Below are 21,299 nucleotides of genomic sequence, written 5' to 3' on the forward strand. Positions count from 1 at the left end.
TTAGTAAATTTATACTTCCACAGGTGTATTCGCCTGCTTGACTTGCGGTGTTGCTACCATCTGCAACCCGGCTGGTGCGGCTAAAGTCAGACCACGGCGCACTGGACGTACTGGGCGTTTGTTAATGAGAGATACTTGAAACTGAGACAAAATTGTTGCTAGGGCAATTTTCATTTCATACTGAGCAAAGGCCAAACCAATACAACGACGATTTCCACCACCAAAGGGTAAATATTCGTATTGAGAAAATTGTCTTTCTAAAAAGCGTTCCGGTTTAAATAAGTTGGGCTGTGGATAAACTGCTTCTCGATGGTGCGCTAAATAAATAGTGGGGATGATAAGTGTTCCTTTGGGCAATTTGTAACCCATAATTTCAATTGGGGATTTTACAACCCTCACAAAACCATTCATCACAATTGGATAAATTCGCAAAGTTTCTTGGCAAACTGCTGTCAAATAAGGCAATTTGGCAATATTACTTGGTTCAGAGTGAACTCCCAAGGTATGCAATTCTTGGAGTAATTTTTCGCGGACTTCTGGTAAACAGTCAATCCAGTACAAAGCCCAAGTCAAGGCGGAAGCTGTGGTTTCATGTCCCGCAACTAACATTGTCATTAATTCATCGCGTAATTCTGCATCTGACATCGGCTTGCCATCATCATAATGAGCCGAAATCAGTAAACTGAGAATATCTTGACGATTCTGACCAGATTCGGCACGACGTTCTTGAATCAACGAGTAAATTAGTTGATCAATTTGTTGGAGTTGGCTTAAAAACTTTCCCCAAGGACTCCATGTACCCCAATCACGTTGCATAAACTGAAAAAATAAGGCGGCGGACATCCGGGAAGAACTGATCAGGTCTAAGACAGAACTGAGTAATTGGCGCAGTTGTTGATACTTGCTTCCTTCATCCACACCAAACACCACCCGCAAAATGACGCGCATGGTAATTTCCTGCATAGAAGCGCGGATGTTAAAGGGCTTACCTATCACCCATTCATTGCTAACTTGTTGGGTAATTTCCTGGATAGCTTGACCGTAAGCCCGCATTCTTTCACCATGAAAAGGTGGTGTGAGTAATTGACGTTGGCGTTGGTGGCGATCGCCATCTAGTAAAATCAAGGAATTATCCCCAAGCAAATATTTTAAAATGCCTCCTCCGCCACCAGTCGCAAAGTGACTAGCATCAGCAGTGAAAATCTGCTCTAATGCTTGGGGATGACTGAAATACACCAAATGATTATCGCCTTTGCGCCAAACCGTAAAGTTGTCACCGTAAACTTTGGCAAAATCTTCAACATATTCTATTGGCCGAAAAATAAACTTAATAATTCGCAGCCAGTACGGGACTCTAGGCCCATCGGGCAAACTGTTAGTTACTGTCATAAAATCTTGCCAGCATTTATCAAAACTATTTTTATTGTGGCGAGTTTTTCTGATAATGCGGGTCACACAAAGCGGTATATTCTTGTATGGCAGGAAAGAAAGCCAGAGCAATTTGAACAAAGAATTACGACAGATGGATTTATAGAAGTCACACTCACAGTCATTTCCCATCCAAAATCTAAAATTTAAAATCCAAAATTTACCAGCAGTGCCAAAAATCGTCGCTATCCTCAACGGTAAAGGAGGAGTCGGCAAAACGACTACCTCAATCAATTTAGCTGCACAATTTGCCAAGCAAAGAAAAGTGCTGGTAGTGGATGCAGATATTCAAGGTTCTGCCAGTTGGTGGTTTGGGCGCAATGAGCAAGGAATGGGATTTGATTTATCTCAAGAGACAGATCCTCAACTTTTAGGAAATTTACGTAAAATAAAAGGTTACGATTTAGTAGTAGTGGATACGCCTCCGGCGCTGCACTCTGAAGCATTGGCAACAGTAGTGGCGATCGCAGATTATATCGTTCTACCTACACCCCCAGCAGCAATGGATTTAGCTGTTCTCATTGAAACAGTTAAAACAGCCGTCGTCCCCACAGGAGTTCCCCATCGTGTACTCTTAACTAAAGTCGATGCGCGGAGTATTGGTGAAGCTACGGAAGCGCAAAACACTCTCGTAAAACTAGGTATCCCTGTTTGTAAAGGCTTCATCCGTACCTATAAAGCCCACGAACGAGCCGCATTAGAGGGTGTCGCAATTAATCAATGGCGAGGCAAAAATGCTTGGGAGGCGGAATCAGACTACCGCCGAGTGGCTGATGAACTACAGCGTGATTGGAGAAAATAATGGCTAGGAAACAAAATCTCTCTGACTTAATTCAAGCAGAAGCACAAAAATTAACACCTAATAGTGCAGTAGATGAAGCTGCAATTGAAGTCCAGGCGGTGCAAGTTACCGATGAAAAAACAGATGATGCAGATGAAGAAATAGCTGAATCAACAACTACTAAACGTAATGCTTCTACAAAAGCAGACTTAGAAGCTACTATTAGAGAATTACAAACAACTGTAGAAAAAAATCAGGCAGCAGAAAAGGCTCTGCAAAAGCAAATTAAACAATTACAATTAGCTTTATCTGAACAACAATCATCGGTAGAACACTTAACACAAGAGCTTGAAGAAACGAAAAAAACTGCACTGCAACTTGCAGAAGCTAATTCTCAGTTAATCGAAGAAAATAAAGCTTTACAACAACCAAAGGCCAGTATTGTTCCCCAGAAAAAGGAACATTATAATCCTATGGATTACAGAAAGTCTCACCGCTCACCAGACATACTCCCCGATATGCCAGCAGAAACTAAAGATGATTTCGCTGCTAATACTTGGTTGTATGATTAACACTTAATCGAGTTTTTAGTTAATCTCTAGTGTTGTGGCTTCAGCTGAAGCCACAACACTATTTTGTATGATTTATTAAGTTTCACACCTAACTATCTGGCTGGTGAAGAGAAAGTTATTTTGTAGGCGCGATCGCATCTGCAAAGTATTGCATCCCGTTTTGAGCATAGTCGGCATTATAATTGCATAAATTGATACTGTACGAGGATGAGCAGCAAATGCCGCGAAATAATTTGATGCGTTTCATATTGTGCAGCGCGACTGTATCGTTGGCCTTGTCTACTGGTGGTGCAGCGCAAGCGTGTTCCGATCTGCCTAATATCTGCGAACAGCAAAGATTACATTGGGAACAGATGAATGATATAGGTGCAGCAAGAGAAGCCATAAATCGGGAAGAAATGGAAAGAAACTTTACACCACCCCCTCTCCAACATTCAGCACCACCCTATGACCCAATGCAGGAAAGGCTAAATCAGGCGGTTGGTATACTCCAACTGGTGGCATTATCGGCAGAAAAAGTTGATCATCTGACCAAAGATCCCAGATTCCAGAGATATCATAATGGTGGCTGGGATTTCTTTCAGGATAAAAATAACGCAGCACCTGGAGAATATTGTGCTGCCTTCTTCTGGAAAAAAGACGGGTTTGTCAGAGTGTCGGGGCCTGGTGGAAATTATCAAGGCGCACTCTTAACATTTTGGGGAAAAGATATTCCGCGCCCTAAAAAGGTACAAAAAATCAAGGCTACGCTGTCTCAATCGAGTGGGCCACCACAAACCGTGCAAGTATTCAACTACACACAACCCGGTGAGCCTTATGGCGCAATTTCATTTTCCGTCCCGACAATCGAAATGGCATTGGACGAGATGAAAGATATTGAGAGTTTTGATGTATCGATAGAAGGTAAATCGGTTGCCAAAGTTGAGTGGCATAGCGGTTTAGCAGCACGCGATCAATTGCGTTATTGCGTGAATACTCGAACCAAAAAATAGTTTAATTTCTGTAAGAGTCAGGTGACTCAACTTTGACACTAACAGTAAAAGCAAGTGACTTGATCAGGCAAAAAATAGTATGATTGTCAAAGTTTAAGGCAACAAAAGCCGCTACTAAACAGTAACTCAATTTTTGAGGTGGGGGTACATAATGTGGCTGAAGCTGACAATTAACTTAAGTCTGTTTGCCGCTATTGCTTATACGCGTATTCCCTATACGTTAGCTCAACAAATCAAAGCTGATGTCTACTTACCCTTAAATCAAAGAACTCAAGTAACTAACAACAGTCCTAATTTTCAGATTGATGGTGGAGCCACACAAAGCACAAATTTATTTCATAGCTTTAGTGAATTTTCTGTACCCGTAGGTGGTGAAGCGTTTTTCAACAATGCTACAACAGTGCAAAATATCATCAGTCGGGTGACAGGTTCCATACCATCTAACATTCAAGGCACAATTCGCGCTAATGGCACAGCAAACCTCTTTCTAATTAATCCTCAAGGAATTATTTTTGGGCCGAATGCCCGATTAAATATCGGGGGTTCTTTTATTGCCAGTACTGCTAGTAGTGTGACATTTGCTGACGGAATAGAATTTAGTGCTACAAATCCTGATGCTACACCTTTATTAACTATCAACCAGCCTATTGGTTTACAGTTTGGTACGAATCCAGGAAGAATTGAGAATCAATCCAGAACTACCGATAGCCTCAATCAATTGATAGGTTTACAAGTGCAAACAAATACAACTTTGGCTCTTGTAGGTGGTGATTTAACTCTAACAGGAGGTGTTTTAACAGCACCTAATGGACGAATTGAATTGGGAAGTGTTGGTAGTAATAGTGTGGTGAATCTGACATCAACATCCATAGGTTACACCCTTAACTATGAAGGTGTAAACGACTTTCAGAATATTAATCTGCGGCAGCGAGCCACTGCCACAACAATAGGTAGTCTGGGCGGTAGTATCCACCTACAAGGCGCTAACATTTCACTGACTGATGGTTCTTTAGTTCAAGTCGGGATTTTTGGCAATGGTATTGGTGAAGGTTTGACAGTCAATGCTTCAGAATCAGTGCAATTAATTGGGAGCAATAATCGCTTATTTACTCTCAATGAAGGTACCGCTATATCTGGAGATTTAACCATCACCAGCCCTAGATTACTTCTCCAAGATGGAGCAGAGGTTGTGTCTTCAACAACAGGTGTTCGCAAAAGCGGGAATTTAAATATTCATACTTCTGAATTATTACAAGTAACTGGTAGTGGGAGCCGTTTGTTTACACAGACAGAAAGTACCGCAGCAAATGCCGGTAATAGCGGCAATTTGACAATTCATACTGGTAATTTATTGATTCAAAATAGAGGACAGATAACAGTAAATACTTTAGGCGCAGGTGATGGTGGAAACTTAACAGTTAATGCAACTAAATCTGTAGAATTAGTAGGCAGAGATAGTCGCTTACTAACTCAAGCTCAAGGCTTAGGAAACACAGGTAATTTAACTATTACTACTCCCATACTGCGGATATCGGATGGCGCACAAGTTTCAGTAAGTACTTTGGGTGCAGGTAATGGCGGTAACTTGAGTGTGAACACCAGCGAATCAACCCAACTCATAGGTCGCTCTCAAGATGGTCAATTTGCCAGTGGTTTATTTAATCAAGCTGAAAGCCAAGCCACAGGAAACGCTGGCAATATAATAATTACCTCTCCTGTACTACGGATATTGGATGGCGCACAAGTTTCATTAAGTACTTTGGGTGTAGGTAATGGCGGTAACTTGACTGTGAACACCAGCGAATCAACCCAACTCATAGGCCGCTCTCAAGATGGTCAATTTGCCAGTGGTTTATTTAATCAAACTCAAGGCTCAGGAAATGCTGGCAATATAATAATTACCTCTCCTGTACTACGGATATTGGATGGCGCACAAGTTTCATTAGGTACTTTGGGTACAGGTAATGGCGGTAACTTGACTGTGAACACCAGCGAATCAACCCAACTCATAGGCCGCTCTCAAGATGGTCAATTTGCCAGTGGTTTATTTAATCAAACTGAAAGCCAAGCCACAGGAAATTCAGGTGACTTAACGATTAATACCCCCATACTCCAGGTTTTTGATGGCGCACAAGTCTCAGCAGGTACTTTGGGCGCAGGTAATGGCGGTAACTTGACGGTGAATACCACCGAAACAGTCGAGTTGATTGGACGCTCATCAGATCAAACATTTCCCAGTGGTTTGTTTAGCCAAACTCAAGGTACAGGAGATGCAGGCGCAATAAGGATTACAACTCCTGAATTACGTATTTTGGATGGTGCAGAAATATCCGCAGCCACTTTAGCAACTGGCAAGGGAGGAAATGTAATTATCAAGGCATCTGATAATTTACGTGTTCAGAATGGGTCGCAAATTTCCGTGAGTAGTACTGAAAATGTAGCAGAGGCAGGCAACATAGATGTCACAGCTGGTTTAGTCCAATTAGATGGCGGCAAAATAACAGCCCAGACTTTATCTGGGAATGGTGGTGATATCAGATTAAGTATTGCTAATTTATTATTCTTACGTCGTGGCAGTACAATTTCTACTACAGCAGGTACGAACGCATCTGGTGGTGATGGTGGTAATATCAAAATCAAGATACCAAATGGCTTTGTTGTAGCTATCCCTTCAGAAAATACTGACATTACTGCTAATGCTTTTACAGGCAGTGGTGGCAGAATTGATATTACGGCACAAAACTTATTTGGGATTCAGAGCCGACCTTTTAATACTCCAACAAGTGATATTACAGCAAGTTCCGAATTTGGGATTAATGGGGTAGTGAATATTAATACCCCTGATGTTGATCCTGCGCGTGGTGTTTTAGTGTTATCAACAAATATCATCGATTCCTCTCAACTAATTGAGCAAAGCTGTGCTGCTGTTAATAGTTCTCAAGGTAGTCAGCTTACAGTCGCTGGGCGCGGTGGACTACCTGTTGATCCTAATGAACCTCTAAGTAGTGAAGTTGTTTGGTCAGATACACGCTTAAGAAATAGGACAGCGCAAATATATCCACATAGAGCTACACATACACAATTACCAAAAGTTGTTGATATCCCAAATCTTATTCCTGCTACTGGCTGGATATTTAATAACCAAGGCCAAGTGAAACTAGTGGCTCATACTTCCACAGCCACATCTAACACATCTTTGTCTATACCTACTTGCCATAACCGCTAAATATTTTTCTGAGTTAATTTATTAGGATTTTTACGATGTTGAAGGGAAATTTTGAGCAATTTTTAGAAGCTTTAGGAGTATTGGAATCAGGAAGACCATCGGGAGATCCACTCCAGTACAGCGCACAAAATTTAAACACAAATGCTGTTGGTAAGTACCAGTTTTCAGAAGTTTTATTTATAGATTTAGATTACTACAATAGTGATGGTAATGATTATGATGGAATTTTTAATGGAACTTGGACACGAAAGAATGGAGTAACTAGCTTTGAGTCTTGGAAGACAAATCCTTATGCCCAAGAAACAGCAATTCGGGAAGCATTTTTCGTAAATTATGGCTATATCAATTCTGGATTAAGTGCAAGAGGTATAAGCAATATTGAGACTTATTTATCTAACTCTGCTAATCAAGGAGTTAAAACAGTTAGATATTACAGATTAAATGCTGCTCGAACTAACTTCGAGAGAGATGTGAATGGAAACCGAATAATATATACAGAGCAAACTACTATTTCTTTATCTGGTATTTTAGCCGGGGCGCATTTACGAGGCGGTATTGCTGCGGCAGAAATATTAGCACAGTTAAATCAAAAGAGTTTAATAGATTTCACGACAACTCAATTTGACCTCAGTTATTATACAACCTATCTTTTTGATGAAATCAATACATCAATTTTTAGGTATTTTAATGATTTTGGCAATTATGCAGCTAACACAACAGACTTCATTCTATCTAGCTATGGAAATGCCACAAATTATGTTCTGTATGGAACACTCAATAACAACATTATCAATGGTGGTACTGGCAATGACAGACTAAATGGTGGTAGTGGGATTGATACTTTATCTGGAGGTTTAGGCGATGATATTTATATTGTTGATACTAGGACTGACAACATTATCGAAAATGCAGGAGCAGGTGTAGATACAGTTTCTTCTAGTGTCACTTTCAGTCTCGCAGCTTTAGCAAATATCGAAAATTTGACTTTGACAGGAACAGCCGCAATTAATGGTACTGGTAACGCAGCTAATAACATTATTACAGGTAACTCTGGTAACAATATCCTGAGTGCTGGTGCGGGTAATGACAGATTAAATGGTGGTAGTGGGATTGATACTTTATCTGGCGGTTTAGGCAATGATACTTACATTGTTGATACTAGGACTGACACCATTATCGAAAATGCAGGAGCAGGTGTAGATACAGTTTCGTCCAGTGTCACTTTCAGTCTAGCGGCTTTAGCAAATATCGAAAATCTGACTTTGACAGGAACAGCCGCAATTAATGGTACTGGTAATGCAGCTAATAACATTATTACAGGTAACTCTGGTAACAATATCCTGAGTGCTGGTGCGGGTAATGACAGATTAGTTGGTGGTGCTGGGATTGATACTTTATCTGGCGGTTTAGGCGTAGATAGGTTTGACTACCGCCAGTTAACTGATTCTCTCCTCAATAAATTTGATAGAATCACAGATTTTAACGCTAATCCAGGTAATGATCTATTTCTGGTTTCAAGTACACGAGCCGGATTTTTGAATGCTGGCTCGGTGACAAGTCTTGATGCAAGTGGAATTCAAGCTAGATTAACTATTTCTAATTTTGGTGCTAACTTTGCTGCTCAATTTACTTTTGGTAGCCGTACTTTTATAGCTATCAACAATAATATGGCAGGGTTTAATGCTAGTACCGATACATTGATTGAAGTGACAGGATTAACTGGTACTTTAGGAATCACGCAATTTACAACTGTAGTTTGAAATCTACATAAATTATTAATTTCTTTGATTGAAAGTTTGGCGTTTTTATCACGGTGTATAACTGATGTTGAAAAACATGAAATTTTCTGGCTCTATGATTGCGGGAGCTATGGTGACAAGTTTGCTAGGTGCGATCGCCAGTGGATGTACAAGTTTTGCAAATTCAAGTGTACAGCAAAGCGACAGTGTAAATATTAATGCTCCCGGTCAAACTGTTGCAGACAAAGGAGATAAAAACTCCTCAACAGCGGCAAATCCAAACCAGCCTAAAAATTCTGACAATCCCGTCAAAAAGCCTGCTCTCAAAGAAGGTATGCCATATCAACAAGCACGAGAACTGGTGATTCAACAAGGTTGGCGACCCAATTTACAGGGTGATGCTCCCAATCTCCGGGATAACTCTGTGAAAGAATTATTTGATTTTGGGTATAAGGAGGTTAAAGACTGTTCTGGAACAGGTGTAGGGGCTTGCCTATTTGAATTTAGCAACCAAGCTGGAGAACTTTTGTCGATTTCGGCAACGATCGCAGACCGCAGCAATACAGAACGAGTGGTTTGGCGTTGGTCAATTGAGAAACAGACAAATATTAGTCAACAAACTTTGCCGTCTGCTGATTCAGAGAAACCGCCATTTATCGGCACTCGCTTGTTTAATTTTCTAGGTGGAAGCGGAACTGGTCAATCAATTGCGATCGCACCTGACGAAACCACCATAGTTAAGCTGAACGGTACATTTGAAAGTTCAATTCAATATAATGGTAAGTTTTCCAATCCTATTATGTTGCAAGATGGCAGTGGCTTAGGATTACTTTTCAAAGACGGAAAAATTTACAGCCTATTATCTAATGGACAAATAGCAAAAGGTTGTAAAGGCGAAGGAACAGTTTGTGAGTCATCTTTGCTCGAATTATCATCTACTCCTATTAAAGACGGATTTTATATTCTCGGAGGAACAGATCAAGGCCTAGAAGTCAGAGGAAAACAGTATCGATATTATGACGAAGAAGGAAATAAAGAATGGAACCCAATTTCTGAGTTAAATTCCATCAAAGAAGGCTTGGTATTTGATGGACAGAATTATTGGTGTATTCCCCCAAGACGGGAAATCGGAGTATGCTCTGAAAATGGCTGGATTCCATCAAGATAATTTTTGCCTTCGCTCTGGAAATTTTGATAGGATAACCCGAACACCATAAAATTTCTGTCCTAAACGCGCGGATGGGTAGGTGTACAAAATCGGGATTGCAAGGAAATCGCTGTATTCCTTTCAGTGCAAGCTTTTGGAGAAAAAATAAATTAAAAGTATCCGCGCTCATTGCCCAGACTGTATTTCCAGTATTTGGTGTCAATCAATTTTAATTTTTTGATGTTAAAATCAATTCATCCGCGCAATCGAACCTTGAAAACCAAATACAGATTAGCTTTCTGGCTTCAGCAGTTGCAATTTCTATTAATCCCTATCAGGGATTGAAACACATGAACCAAGCGGACTACCACAGGGGGCAACAAGTTGCAATTTCTATTAATCCCTATCAGGGATTGAAACTTTATTCTGAAATTATATTTAACTTTAGCCATCAGATTCTGTTGCAATTTCTATTAATCCCTATCAGGGATTGAAACACCCAACGGGGTTCCTTCAGAACTAACAAAACAACGCGGAGGTTGCAATTTCTATTAATCCCTATCAGGGATTGAAACAAAAATATAAGAATCAGCAATGGTAGGAAAACCAAGCCGTTGCAATTTCTATTAATCCCTATCAGGGATTGAAACTCGTTTAGCAAGAGTTATTGATGATGAGACTCAGGAGGTTGCAATTTCTATTAATCCCTATCAGGGATTGAAACCATGTGTATGTCCGTGCAGGTGAATGCTCTTGCGTTGCAATTTCTATTAATCCCTATCAGGGATTGAAACATCAGTTAACAACTGTTCACTGTTTTAGTCGGTAGTTGCAATTTCTATTAATCCCTATCAGGGATTGAAACACAAATTCTTAAACGGTCGACAGACGCGATCGCCCGTTGCAATTTCTATTAATCCCTATCAGGGATTGAAACCAGATTCAAGTGAGCGTGTTACTCAAGTCGCAAAGTTGCAATTTCTATTAATCCCTATCAGGGATTGAAACTTCCGCTAATGAGTTGAGGCGATCGCCTGAGATAGTTGCAATTTCTATTAATCCCTATCAGGGATTGAAACCTTTGGAGCAATGGATTTGGCATAAAGCCGATCATAGTTGCAATTTCTATTAATCCCTATCAGGGATTGAAACGAGCGTTCAGGTAATAAATATTGGTATTACCGCTGTTGCAATTTCTATTAATCCCTATCAGGGATTGAAACGAGTGGATAGCGTGGTGTATGAAAACATACAACTGTTGCAATTTCTATTAATCCCTATCAGGGATTGAAACTTTATTAGTATCTATATGAGTGTAGATATCAGCTTGTTGCAATTTCTATTAATCCCTATCAGGGATTGAAACATTCTGATCCTGGGTAAATATACGATTTAACGCAAAGTTGCAATTTCTATTAATCCCTATCAGGGATTGAAACTAAAGCTAGAGTGCCAATTTCAGATAACTCTAAATCTATGTTGCAATTTCTATTAATCCCTATCAGGGATTGAAACGAGAAAAGTTGGACTAATTCACCTACATCAACAGCCGTTGCAATTTCTATTAATCCCTATCAGGGATTGAAACTGAGTATTTTGCTAACGATACTGCCAAAAATCAGTGTTGCAATTTCTATTAATCCCTATCAGGGATTGAAACCAATTAACCGCTTGAACTGTTTTTTGAAGGTTTCGTTGCAATTTCTATTAATCCCTATCAGGGATTGAAACACACAGCAGAAGTCAATAGAAAAAACATCTGAAAGTTGCAATTTCTATTAATCCCTATCAGGGATTGAAACCACCGCGTGCGATCGCATCTTCGTAGATGAATCATTGTTAAAATATTATTTGAATTTTAGGCGTTGTTATGAAAACCATTGGCATTCATCATATAGCGATTATTTGTTCTGACTACGAAAAATCGAAAATGTTTTATGTAAATATTTTAGGTTTTGCGATTATCAAAGAAACATTTCGAGCCGAAAGAAATTCTTATAAATTAGATTTGCGTATTAATAATTATACTCAAATTGAGTTATTTTCTTTTCCCAATCCTCCCAAGCGATTAAGTAATCCAGAAGCTTGTGGCTTAAGACATTTAGCTTTTTGTATTGAGAATATAGAAGAGACTGTTGCGTACTTAAAATTGCATAATATAGAGACAGAAAATATTAGAATTGATGAAGTTACAGGCAGAAAATTTACTTTTTTTCAAGACCCAGATAACTTGCCTTTAGAGATTTATGAGGTTTAAGAACTATTATTTTGTACCACCACCAAAATAATGATCATCTTCGGTAAATTACTTGTGATATGTCCGCCGCGAGTGCAACGCAATGGAAGGACGCGATCGCCAGAACTCTGCAATTACTACCCTGCGGGAAGCCGTTACTCTTAGAGAACTAATACTTCTTCGTCGAACGCGTCTACACTTTGCTATCGCTACGTACCCTAGAGGTTTGCTGTAAGGCGTTCTCGTTCGCGCTGCGTCTCCGTTAGGAGAAAAGTACGCTCACTCCTAAGTAATTACAAGCATTTAGCCGGACTAGATACTATATGTAACGTCTCTACATGGTTTTAGCTTTTATGCTCATACCTAATTTACCAGCAACACGCCGTATATACTGAAAATATAGTAAACTAATAAATGCCATTTATATAGTAGTTAATTAATCAATATCTCTTTATCAACTTATATTTAAATAGTTATTTAGATATTTGGCGATACATAAAATATATTCCTAATATATGACTTTGGTACAGTATATCTATTGAAACTATAGGTAGAAAGTTTAGTGAGAGTTTAATAGCTATTATTAAATAACTAAAAAATTACTAATAAACAAACAGATTGGTAATTTAATTTTTTTTTCAAAAATATAATTGTCACCTGTGAAACTCATCATATATGTGTTTAACTCAGATTTTTTTATTTATGCTCAATGAATTAATATAGTAACCAGCAATTAATAATTACTTGTATAGATAACCCATAACTTAGAACTCAAGAGTTTAAGGCATGATTCAGATTAATTTAGTATCTTCACAATCCAAAAAGGCAGATTTCGCTATAAATACCGAAAAAACAACTAACAAAGGTATTTTTATTGCCTGTATCATTTTAGGATTGTGGACAATAAGCATAACTTTATTTTTGTCATTAGATATTTCTGAAATTTCCATCCTATTAATAGCTTTAGCAATGCTGTGGCAAACATTTCTGTATACGGGATTATTTATTACTGCTCATGATGCTATGCACGGCATAGTTTGCCCTGGAAATCCTAAAATGAATAATTGGATAGGCAAAATTTTTGTATTATTGTATGGACTATTTTCTTATCAAGAGTTATTAAAAAAGCATTGCTTACATCACCGTTATCCTAGTACTCAAGATGACCCAGATTTTTATGAAAATCAATACCAAAACTTTTTTGCTTGGTATTTTAACTTCATAAAATCTTATTGGAGTTGGACACAACATCTGGGATTTATAGTTGTGTTTATTATTCTGAGATATGTCTTAAATATATTTCAAAATAATCTAATTATATTTTGGGTAATCCCATCTATTTGTAGTTCAATACAATTATTTTATTTTGGTACATTCCTACCTCATAGAAGGCTCGAATCAGGATATACAAGTGTGCATCAAACAAGAAGTATTGCACTACCTATTTTTTGGTCATTTATCAGCTGCTACCATTTTGGTTATCACAAAGAACATCACGAATATCCTAATGTTCCTTGGTGGAGATTACCAGAAGTTTACAAGGGTTTGGAGTAAAACTCAGTTAACATCAGCCTAAATGCGAATCAAACATGAGATATAATTCTCATCTTAATAACATGAAGTTAGAGAAAGATACTTGAGAAAATATGGGTGTATCCACTTTCGGCAAATAGCCCTGCGCTAAGGCGCACGCTACGCGGACTTGGTTTGTGTAGCCGCGATTTCCAATCGCCTGGTGTTTCTTCCAAAAGTGGATGCTCCCGAAAATATTCTTGTTGTTTGCCTGATTTTTTGAACTTTGATAAGGAAGCGATCGCCCTTCCAACAGCAAGATGCTGTAACTAGCTTTGAGTAAGTAACCAAAACCAATTATTCGGTCATACGCTTCCCTAAATGCCGCTTAAAAATTCAACTATCTTCCCTGATGTTAGAAAATACATCTAATCTCTAACTCTTTCGTGGGTTATATTATTTTTAATAACTAAAGGTAGTGTTCCTCACACTAAAAAACACTTATCTCATGCAGAGGCGCATACTTCGACTTACCTCGACTTCGCTGGGTACAAGTCGCTCAGTAACCGGAGGCGCAAAGAAAAAACTAAATAGGCAAAATTTGAGTTTAAATTTGAAGTCAATTGAGGGAATACTCGGAATTAGTAGTATGACCGTTCAACAATGTCACATTTACCATTAACTGTTCGTATATGGGCTGCAATTTGCCATCTTAACGCATTTATTTGGATACCTTTTTTGTTTCTGCAATTCACATTGCATACTACCTTACTTCAGCTTGCTCAACTGCCAGCAGGAGTCTCTATTTGTCTTGTGAGACCACACGCAATTTGTAATGCTGAAGTTAGGTCTATGCTTTTCATGGTTATGTTAATTCAATTAACTTGCATTTGTTGTTTTCCCTTTATTAGTGTAGTAGTCACATTATTTTTATGGAGAATTAAGAAATATGCTAATTCTTTTATATATCAGCATGGTAAAGAAGCTCTATATTTTCAACTAGAATTAGCATATATTACTTTTTTTTTGCATATTATGGGATTACTGATATTGATGATGTTAAATTCATTAACACCAGGAGGTTTACTAGTAATAATGATATTCGATATTTATATATTTCCCCTCTTAGTAATATTACAATTATTAAAAGCTTTCTTCTGCTCGTTTAAGGCACTGAAAGGAGGTTTCATTCGTTATAATGACATAGTAAAATGAAAATATTATATTAAATAGTAATTTGATTTTGTGAGATTCTTATGAACGGAATAGATTGGTTAAGAACATTGCATACCAAGCAACTTCTCGGCATTAAAAATGATTGTTATGAGGGGTTTTTCCATCGTGGTGGTGGTTATGTTATCTATAACAATGGTGACTTTCCGCAAGGCTCTGGGATTAAGATTACCTACGAAGAGTTGAAACAGGTATTAAGTGAAAGACCTCACATACCCAATGGAGCCGAAACTAAACGTATTAGACAGAAAGCAGCAAAGCAAAAAGTCAGATTATATCAATCCAGTAAATTCTGATATTCAACAATAACCGCCAACACCCACAAATCAACACAGATAATCTTCCTTAACTATCAGCGTTCATCCGCGTATATCAGCGGTTAAAAATTTAATTAACAGTAGACTTAGCAATTACTTCCAACTGCAACCCTGGCGGATAACTACCTTCTTCTTTAATCCGCTTAATCTCGACAGCGGTAAAGGGAATATTTAACTTTTGCGCTACTGCACTAACAATATCACCCCGGTCAATTACGCCAGCTACCGCACCAGCCGGAGAAAGCACCGTGACGCGTGGTAATTGTTCATTTTCTAGTTTGTTAATCACTTCGGCGATCGCAGTTGATTCGGTAACTGTAGGTATTTCTGTCAAGGGATGGGCGATACTTTGTAGAGTGTGGGTTTCCCATTCACTTCTTTCTATCAAGCGTAAATCCTCAATCGCCACCAAACCACGATAACGGCCATCAGAAGCCGCAAAATAAACTTGTGGTGTAGCATTATCTAATAGATATGCGTCGGCAAAAGCGCGTAAACTTTGATCAGCATCAACTACGCGAAAGTCCCGCGTCATCGCCTCACTAGCGACTATCTTCAACAAAGTTTCTTGTAATGTGGTCACTCGGTCGTAGGTGTTGGCGTTACGAATCCCAAACCAACCGATCATCGCAATCCACAAACCAAGGGCTAATTCTCTTGTAAAGAAATCTATCGCAAATCCTAACGCGATCGCCGCATAACCCAAAATTTGTCCTGATTTTGCAGCCCAGTGTACCGCTTGAAAGCGATCGCCTGTAACTTTCCACAGTGCTGCTTTTAACACTTGACCGCCATCTAAAGGTAAGCCAGGAATCAAGTTAAATAAGGCAACAACCAAGTTAATTCTCGCCAAATCTCCCACCATCACGCTGAGGGGATTAGTCTCAGGAATGAAGATTGCTACAACCCTGAGTAGGAAAAACAGCCCAATACTTACCAACGGCCCAGCTATGGCTACTTGAAAGGCTTTACCCGGAGTTTTTGATTCTTCTTCAATAGCTGCAATCCCACCAAACAAAAATAGAGTAATAGAGTTAACTTTAATGCCTTGCGATCGCGCTGCCAAACTGTGACCGAGTTCGTGTAATAATACCGAACCAAATAGCAGCAATGCCATAACTATCCCCGCACTCCAAGCTATGGTAGACCCCCACTCTTGGTAAGCTACGCCAAAATTCAAGGTTGCTAGTCCTAAAATCACGAACCACAAAGGGTCTAAAAACAACGGGATTCCGAATAAAGTCCCAATTTTCCAATTAGTTTGCATTATATTGTCCCAAAACTACATATCTCCCGCAGTTCACTCTAGTCATCCTCACAGGATTTCACAACTCCTCAAGGTTGGAAAATTTTTACCCAAGAAATTTAATGAATCAATCAACTTTTTATACTGAGAGATTAAGTATTAAAAAATACAATTTAAATAAAACAGATATAGCCAACAATCAATATTTTACAAAAAATAGGCGATCGCTTCCCTACCTCAATTCTTCAACTTCCACAGTTTCTTTTGTCGACTCCACAAGCTTCAACTGTGAAATTAGAGTTTGAGAGGTTTTTTGCATAAGTCCTAAAATTGTACCCAAATAGATCAATTCATCTTTTCATTCAGTAATGCCCAAATTTATTTGTTCATAAAGACTGGGTTACTGCAACTAGTACAACAAGGCAAAAGTAAAAAGTGAGCCACTGCGGTGAAGCAGCCCCATCTTGGCGGTTCCCGTCGTTCGCGTAGCGTCTCCGTCAGGAGATGGGGGACTGCTAAACCCGAAGGGTGGGCGGGTTTCCCGACTTGTTCGCGTAGCGTCTCCGATTAGGAGAAGCAAGTGGCGTTAGCGACGCAGGAGCGTCACTCTGAAGGAGGCAAAAGTAAAAAGAAATAATAGTGATACCACAAGCCTTTTAGCAATTCCAGATAGTCTGTTTATTTACACCGACCTGTACTAGTAGCGACTATTTCTATTTCAGATTTAAAAAAGTATAAATATCTAGCTAGGAAATAAATATAGTTTTGTTAAAGATAAAAGCAAAAATTTAAAATTATCCTCAAGAATATACTTAAAAATAATCTAATTTTTATACTAAAATTTTGAACCGCATAAATACTTGGATTATAGTGCAATCAAAAATTCATTTTTAATATTACTACTATTTAAACCGATTATTTAGATACTAGACATGGTTTATTTTGCTTGCTACAAAGGAATTTTGCGAGATAAATATGAATCCCTAAACAGAGAATTTCTATTAAAATATATTAGTGCAAATCTACGTTTTTATTTTTTGTTTACGTATTAATACTTAATTTATTTGGAGATATTTTGAAGATAGTGTGTATTAAAAAATCAGGAATTATATCAGGTTATTTAAATTTATTTTTTATTATTTGTGAGAAATTTGTGTGACACTTATTGTCAATAATTTATTGAGCATTAAAAAAAGCTACGTTATACTACTTATTAGTTTCGATGTAATTAACCTTACTCTTAAAGGATGTTTGAAAACTTTTTGAAGTTGTAGCTAAGATTTACATAACCCTCTAAATACCCCTTAGCACATGAAATTCAAAGCATTTATTTGGGTTAGGGTAAATACTTAATACTTCTCTGAAATCCTCTAAAAAGGATGTTTTAAAAGATTTCTCATGATTAACAAAAAGTATTAGACCACCTAAATTCTTCTGCAAAAGATAAGCCATTATGTTGGTGATAAATCGCTGTGGACGGCTGTACCGACTTGACACGAATTTTGTCGTACCAACTTGTAGACACACTCTGTATAACTTCCCTTACTTCACAAACAAATCTGAGAAATAGGGAAGTAATTGGCTTGAAATATGGGGTTCAATAAATACTTCTAATCACAAGCAACAACTTTTGAAACACTCCCTAATTTGCTTCATCATTGTTCACTTTAGTCTGAATCCACACAGTTGTAAAAATAGAACGATCATGAATACACCCTTGATTAAATTGGAAGAATTGCAACAAGGTAAAATTCTTGTTGATGAGTTGGGATTGCTAACAGAGATGCCTAATGAATTAATCCAACTCTCTCATAGAGTTAAACAAATTATGGCTGGTTCTAATGTAGTACAAGGGATGTGTGCAGGCGATTATTTTTCTCTGGTAACATATTCAGCAATTTATTGGGGAATAGTCAAAACTTTTCCTCGAACTGTGATCAAAAATGTCAAAAAGTTTTTGAATCGTTTTTCCGACAAAAATTCTAGTCGCAATTTGCTTTTAGTCTTTAACTATACAAGCAAAGAACGAGAAACAATCTTGGCTTCCCTACAATATGGCATCTCTGGTATCGCCAAAGATTATGGTTTTGAAGAAGGCAGTCATTTAGATTATTGGAAGAAGTTAATGGCTTCTGTCGGAATAATGGCTGATTCCCATACAGGTAAGCTTTCTCCAGAAGGAGCTAAACTCATGGAACAGCTTGAACAAGCAGAACCAATTATCGCAATGGATACTTTAATTAATAAAGAAACCGATATGCGAAATGCCTTAATTGCCATGTTGGCTATTGAGTTTATCGCTGTAGGTATTTCAGAATGTGTCATTGATTCTCCAGATTCTCAAATACTTTTTTCACCAAGTGGAAGAGGAATACCAAGAGATTGGTTTGATGTCCATTATCATGCTGGAGATCACCATATATTACAGGATGGTGAGTATGATTTAACTCCAGATTTAGCGCAGCTAAAGTTACCTCACGATACCATTAACTACAATATGTTAAAAATGGCGCATATTGCTGATTATGAAGGTGAAGAATTGCAAGATATCTTACAGGAAAAAGTGTTACATATAGCCAAAGCTTTTGCCACTGCGGGTAATTACACTTGTAAAGTTGAAGAGTCAATGAATCTGAGTTTGTCTGTTAAGTCTTGAAAATTTTGGGCTAACTTTACAGGAATAATTTCGTGTATGTAGCAGTCCTAAATCATTTGTGAACAAAAAGATACCCTACTTATTTTAAAAGTCGGGTATCTGACAGTATCTACTCTACTATAATTGCTGACCGGGACAATTTTGGATTTGAGATTTTAGATTAGAAATACAAACAGCCAAAATTATTAGGTGACAGGTTACCCGGAATTTATTTGTGGAGAAAATAGATGGAATTGTATCGAATAGAGTACAACGAGATACAAAGCCTCATGATTACAAGCCCCTACTTTCAAGTATGAGGTTTAATTTAAAATCAAAAATCAAAAATCAAAAATTCGTTGATTTATCCCCACAATCTTCTACCAGTTTGACCTTTTAATCTTTCGTGAGCATCATTTAATAAAGCTGGAATATCTAACTCTTCTGGACATCTCGGTAAACAATCACCGCATTCTGTGCAGCGATTAGCTTTCATTCCGGGGAACCAATGACCAGCATTTTCAAACATCTCATAACGATATTGTCCGTAGTCTGTCATATTGTATGCCACAGCTAAATTACGTAACCGCAGCACTTCTGGAATATTGATATTTTCAGGACAAGGTAAACAAGCATAACACTGACTACATTTATCAGTGTCTAAAACAGTTTTTTGGTAATTTTCTAAACTCTGAAAAACCGCAATTTCTGCTGATATTAATTCACCATCTCTATCAGCAACTTGTAAAGGTTCAATTAATTCTTCTGGCTTGGCTGCGCCGACACTCAAAGTAGTAATGCGGTTGTCATTCAGTAAAAATCGATAATTTAATTCTAAAGGCGAATAGGGTTGACATAAGTTTTTGAGAGTTTGAGGTGGTGTGTAGAGTTTTCCACCTTTGTCAGCTGGAGAAATGATAAATACACCCATATCTTTTTCAGCCGCTAACTGAATTGCTGGGGCGTGACGTTGAAAGAAATAGTAGTAATGCAGATTGACAAATTCAAATAAATCTGTGTTTATTGCTGCCTTTATCACTTCTAAAGTTCCGTGGGTGGAAAAGCCAACGTGTCGTACTCGGCCATCTCCAACCGCTTCTTGCACAGCCTGCATACAGCCACCGTTGGCTTGCACCCACTGTAAATGCTCCCAAGTGTTTAAACCATGAATTCCCAAACAATCTAAATAATCTAGATGTAATCGCGTCAGAGATTCATCAATGTACCGACGCATACTATCAGCGTCGGCTGTTGGTGGAACTTTAGTAGTGATGTGCAGTTGAGAACGCGGTACAGACAACCCGCTCTGAAGCGCTTGGCCAAGAAACTCCTCACTTTTACCGTAACCTCTGGCTGTTTCGATATGATTAATTCCTAACGCTAAGGCTTGAGCGATAGTATCTTGAGCATTTTCAGCATCAGCCAAATAGCGCATTGTCCCTAAAGAAAAAACCGAGAGGTGGAGATTTGTTTTGCCAAAGCGTCGGTATTGCATTGCTTCAAGTTACTAGAAGTGATACCCATTGGAAAAATGATGAGAACAGATGGATTGCCTAAAAGCTCATAAACTAACTGTTTTACAATCCCAAGTCCCAAATCTAAAATTCACAATGGTACGAGAATGAAGTGCGAAAAAGAAAGAAGGAAAAATTATTTTACTTCTTTAATTCTTGAAATCTTTCTTTCTCAGCACTCCGCACTCATTAATTAGCACTTTCTTTAGCTATCGCCATTACCGAAGCGCTTAATCAAATCTTCAGGACGGAGATTGGAGATAAATTCACGAAAGGCTTCTTGTTCTGCTTCATCAGCATCACGATCTACCGGAATTGAGGCATCAGCAACTACTTCTTCCATTACCCAAATTGGCGTATTTGTACGGAGAGCAACTGCGATCGCATCACTGGGACGAGCATCAATTTCTTTTTTGACTTCGCCTTGCTGTACAATCAAAGCTGCATAAAATGTGTCCTTCTGCAAGGAATGAATAATCACTTTTTCTAGAGTCATGTTCCACGTCTCTAGAATATTCACAATTAGGTCATGGGTTAATGGTCTGGGCGGCTTTTGATTCTCCAGCGCCCCCATAATTGCCCTAGCTTGTTCTTGACCAATATAAATTGGTAAAGCACGCCGATCTGAGGCATCTTTTAACAATACAATGGGGCTGCGAGTTATGGCATCTAATGCTATGCCAGCGACTTTCATTTCAATCATTGGCGAAGCCTCTACAAT

15 protein-coding genes and 1 CRISPR repeat array are annotated in these 21,299 nt (G+C 38.4%); of the genes, 11 read left to right on the forward strand and 4 right to left on the reverse strand.

Annotation, left to right across the window (positions count from 1 at the left end; genetic code table 11):
• Nucleotides 1-9: 9 nt before the first annotated feature.
• Nucleotides 10-1,389: a cytochrome P450 gene (locus tag NOS7107_RS24735; RefSeq protein ID WP_015115676.1), complete on the reverse strand. Its 1,380-nt coding sequence runs from the start codon at nucleotides 1,387-1,389 to the stop codon at nucleotides 10-12.
• A 208-nt stretch (nucleotides 1,390-1,597) separates the two neighbouring features.
• On the opposite strand from NOS7107_RS24735, the gene NOS7107_RS24740 reads away from it, so the two are divergent.
• The 10 genes from NOS7107_RS24740 to NOS7107_RS24785 all read left to right on the forward strand — a co-directional run bounded on the left by NOS7107_RS24740 (nucleotide 1,598) and on the right by NOS7107_RS24785 (nucleotide 15,162).
• Nucleotides 1,598-2,230, forward strand: a complete 633-nt coding sequence (locus tag NOS7107_RS24740) for a ParA family protein (protein ID WP_015115677.1) — start codon at nucleotides 1,598-1,600, stop codon at nucleotides 2,228-2,230.
• Entirely contained in the window at nucleotides 2,230-2,781 is a 552-nt protein-coding gene (locus NOS7107_RS24745) for a hypothetical protein (RefSeq protein ID WP_015115678.1), read from the forward strand. The genes NOS7107_RS24740 and NOS7107_RS24745 overlap by 1 nt, the downstream gene beginning before the upstream one ends.
• Nucleotides 2,782-2,999: 218 nt before the next feature.
• A complete protein-coding gene (locus tag NOS7107_RS24750) occupies nucleotides 3,000-3,773 on the forward strand; it encodes a hypothetical protein (protein WP_015115679.1) in 774 nt (257 codons plus the stop codon).
• Nucleotides 3,774-3,924: 151 nt separating this feature from the next.
• Complete coding sequence (locus tag NOS7107_RS24755; protein ID WP_015115680.1) at nucleotides 3,925-6,999, forward strand: S-layer family protein; 3,075 nt, start codon at nucleotides 3,925-3,927, stop codon at nucleotides 6,997-6,999.
• A 35-nt stretch (nucleotides 7,000-7,034) separates the two neighbouring features.
• Nucleotides 7,035-8,759: a calcium-binding protein gene (locus NOS7107_RS27445; RefSeq protein ID WP_015115681.1), complete on the forward strand. Its 1,725-nt coding sequence runs from the start codon at nucleotides 7,035-7,037 to the stop codon at nucleotides 8,757-8,759.
• A gap of 76 nt (nucleotides 8,760-8,835) precedes the next feature.
• Nucleotides 8,836-9,906 (forward strand): hypothetical protein, encoded by a 1,071-nt coding sequence (locus tag NOS7107_RS24765; protein WP_253274481.1) that lies wholly within the window; start codon nucleotides 8,836-8,838, stop codon nucleotides 9,904-9,906.
• 290 nt (nucleotides 9,907-10,196) lie between these two features.
• Nucleotides 10,197-11,687: a CRISPR direct-repeat array (repeat unit 37 nt; unit sequence GTTGCAATTTCTATTAATCCCTATCAGGGATTGAAAC).
• Nucleotides 11,688-11,755: 68 nt separating this feature from the next.
• Nucleotides 11,756-12,142: a VOC family protein gene (locus NOS7107_RS24770; RefSeq protein WP_015115683.1), complete on the forward strand. Its 387-nt coding sequence runs from the start codon at nucleotides 11,756-11,758 to the stop codon at nucleotides 12,140-12,142.
• A 765-nt stretch (nucleotides 12,143-12,907) separates the two neighbouring features.
• Complete coding sequence (gene crtW, locus NOS7107_RS24775) at nucleotides 12,908-13,675, forward strand: beta-carotene ketolase CrtW (protein WP_015115684.1); 768 nt, start codon at nucleotides 12,908-12,910, stop codon at nucleotides 13,673-13,675.
• 825 nt (nucleotides 13,676-14,500) lie between these two features.
• Nucleotides 14,501-14,848 (forward strand): DUF4870 domain-containing protein, encoded by a 348-nt coding sequence (locus NOS7107_RS29885; protein WP_367580509.1) that lies wholly within the window; start codon nucleotides 14,501-14,503, stop codon nucleotides 14,846-14,848.
• Nucleotides 14,849-14,889: 41 nt separating this feature from the next.
• On the forward strand, nucleotides 14,890-15,162 hold the full coding sequence (locus NOS7107_RS24785) for a hypothetical protein (RefSeq protein ID WP_015115686.1): 273 nt from the start codon (nucleotides 14,890-14,892) through the stop codon (nucleotides 15,160-15,162).
• A gap of 91 nt (nucleotides 15,163-15,253) precedes the next feature.
• Here NOS7107_RS24785 and NOS7107_RS24790 read toward each other — a convergent pair whose 3' ends face one another.
• Nucleotides 15,254-16,450, reverse strand: a complete 1,197-nt coding sequence (locus NOS7107_RS24790) for a site-2 protease family protein (RefSeq protein WP_015115687.1) — start codon at nucleotides 16,448-16,450, stop codon at nucleotides 15,254-15,256.
• A 1,684-nt stretch (nucleotides 16,451-18,134) separates the two neighbouring features.
• Here NOS7107_RS24790 and NOS7107_RS24795 point away from each other — a divergent pair.
• Nucleotides 18,135-19,085: a hypothetical protein gene (locus tag NOS7107_RS24795; protein ID WP_015115688.1), complete on the forward strand. Its 951-nt coding sequence runs from the start codon at nucleotides 18,135-18,137 to the stop codon at nucleotides 19,083-19,085.
• A gap of 343 nt (nucleotides 19,086-19,428) precedes the next feature.
• On the opposite strand, the gene NOS7107_RS24800 is transcribed toward NOS7107_RS24795, so the two are convergent.
• Nucleotides 19,429-20,559, reverse strand: a complete 1,131-nt coding sequence (locus NOS7107_RS24800) for an aldo/keto reductase (RefSeq protein ID WP_015115689.1) — start codon at nucleotides 20,557-20,559, stop codon at nucleotides 19,429-19,431.
• Between the two features lie 224 nt (nucleotides 20,560-20,783).
• Nucleotides 20,784-21,281: a bifunctional nuclease family protein gene (locus NOS7107_RS24805; protein WP_015115690.1), complete on the reverse strand. Its 498-nt coding sequence runs from the start codon at nucleotides 21,279-21,281 to the stop codon at nucleotides 20,784-20,786.
• Between the last annotated feature and the right edge of the window lie 18 nt (nucleotides 21,282-21,299).

Origin of the sequence: Nostoc sp. PCC 7107, from assembly GCF_000316625.1 — a bacterium.
Taxonomy (GTDB): domain Bacteria; phylum Cyanobacteriota; class Cyanobacteriia; order Cyanobacteriales; family Nostocaceae; genus Nostoc_B.

Bases quoted from the DNA above. Each gene is read 5' to 3' on its own strand.
- NOS7107_RS24735 (WP_015115676.1), bottom strand. From the start codon at position 1,389: ATGACAGTAACTAACAGTTTGCCCGATGGGCCTAGAGTCCCGTACTGG.
- NOS7107_RS24745 (WP_015115678.1), top strand. From the start codon at position 2,230: ATGGCTAGGAAACAAAATCTCTCTGACTTAATTCAAGCAGAAGCACAA.
- NOS7107_RS24750 (WP_015115679.1), top strand. From the start codon at position 3,000: ATGCCGCGAAATAATTTGATGCGTTTCATATTGTGCAGCGCGACTGTA.
- NOS7107_RS24755 (WP_015115680.1), top strand. From the start codon at position 3,925: ATGTGGCTGAAGCTGACAATTAACTTAAGTCTGTTTGCCGCTATTGCT.
- NOS7107_RS27445 (WP_015115681.1), top strand. From the start codon at position 7,035: ATGTTGAAGGGAAATTTTGAGCAATTTTTAGAAGCTTTAGGAGTATTG.
- NOS7107_RS24765 (WP_253274481.1), top strand. From the start codon at position 8,836: ATGAAATTTTCTGGCTCTATGATTGCGGGAGCTATGGTGACAAGTTTG.
- NOS7107_RS24770 (WP_015115683.1), top strand. From the start codon at position 11,756: ATGAAAACCATTGGCATTCATCATATAGCGATTATTTGTTCTGACTAC.
- crtW (WP_015115684.1), top strand. From the start codon at position 12,908: ATGATTCAGATTAATTTAGTATCTTCACAATCCAAAAAGGCAGATTTC.
- NOS7107_RS29885 (WP_367580509.1), top strand. From the start codon at position 14,501: ATGTTAATTCAATTAACTTGCATTTGTTGTTTTCCCTTTATTAGTGTA.
- NOS7107_RS24785 (WP_015115686.1), top strand. From the start codon at position 14,890: ATGAACGGAATAGATTGGTTAAGAACATTGCATACCAAGCAACTTCTC.
- NOS7107_RS24790 (WP_015115687.1), bottom strand. From the start codon at position 16,450: ATGCAAACTAATTGGAAAATTGGGACTTTATTCGGAATCCCGTTGTTT.
- NOS7107_RS24795 (WP_015115688.1), top strand. From the start codon at position 18,135: ATGAATACACCCTTGATTAAATTGGAAGAATTGCAACAAGGTAAAATT.
- NOS7107_RS24800 (WP_015115689.1), bottom strand. From the start codon at position 20,559: ATGCAATACCGACGCTTTGGCAAAACAAATCTCCACCTCTCGGTTTTT.
- NOS7107_RS24805 (WP_015115690.1), bottom strand. From the start codon at position 21,281: ATGATTGAAATGAAAGTCGCTGGCATAGCATTAGATGCCATAACTCGC.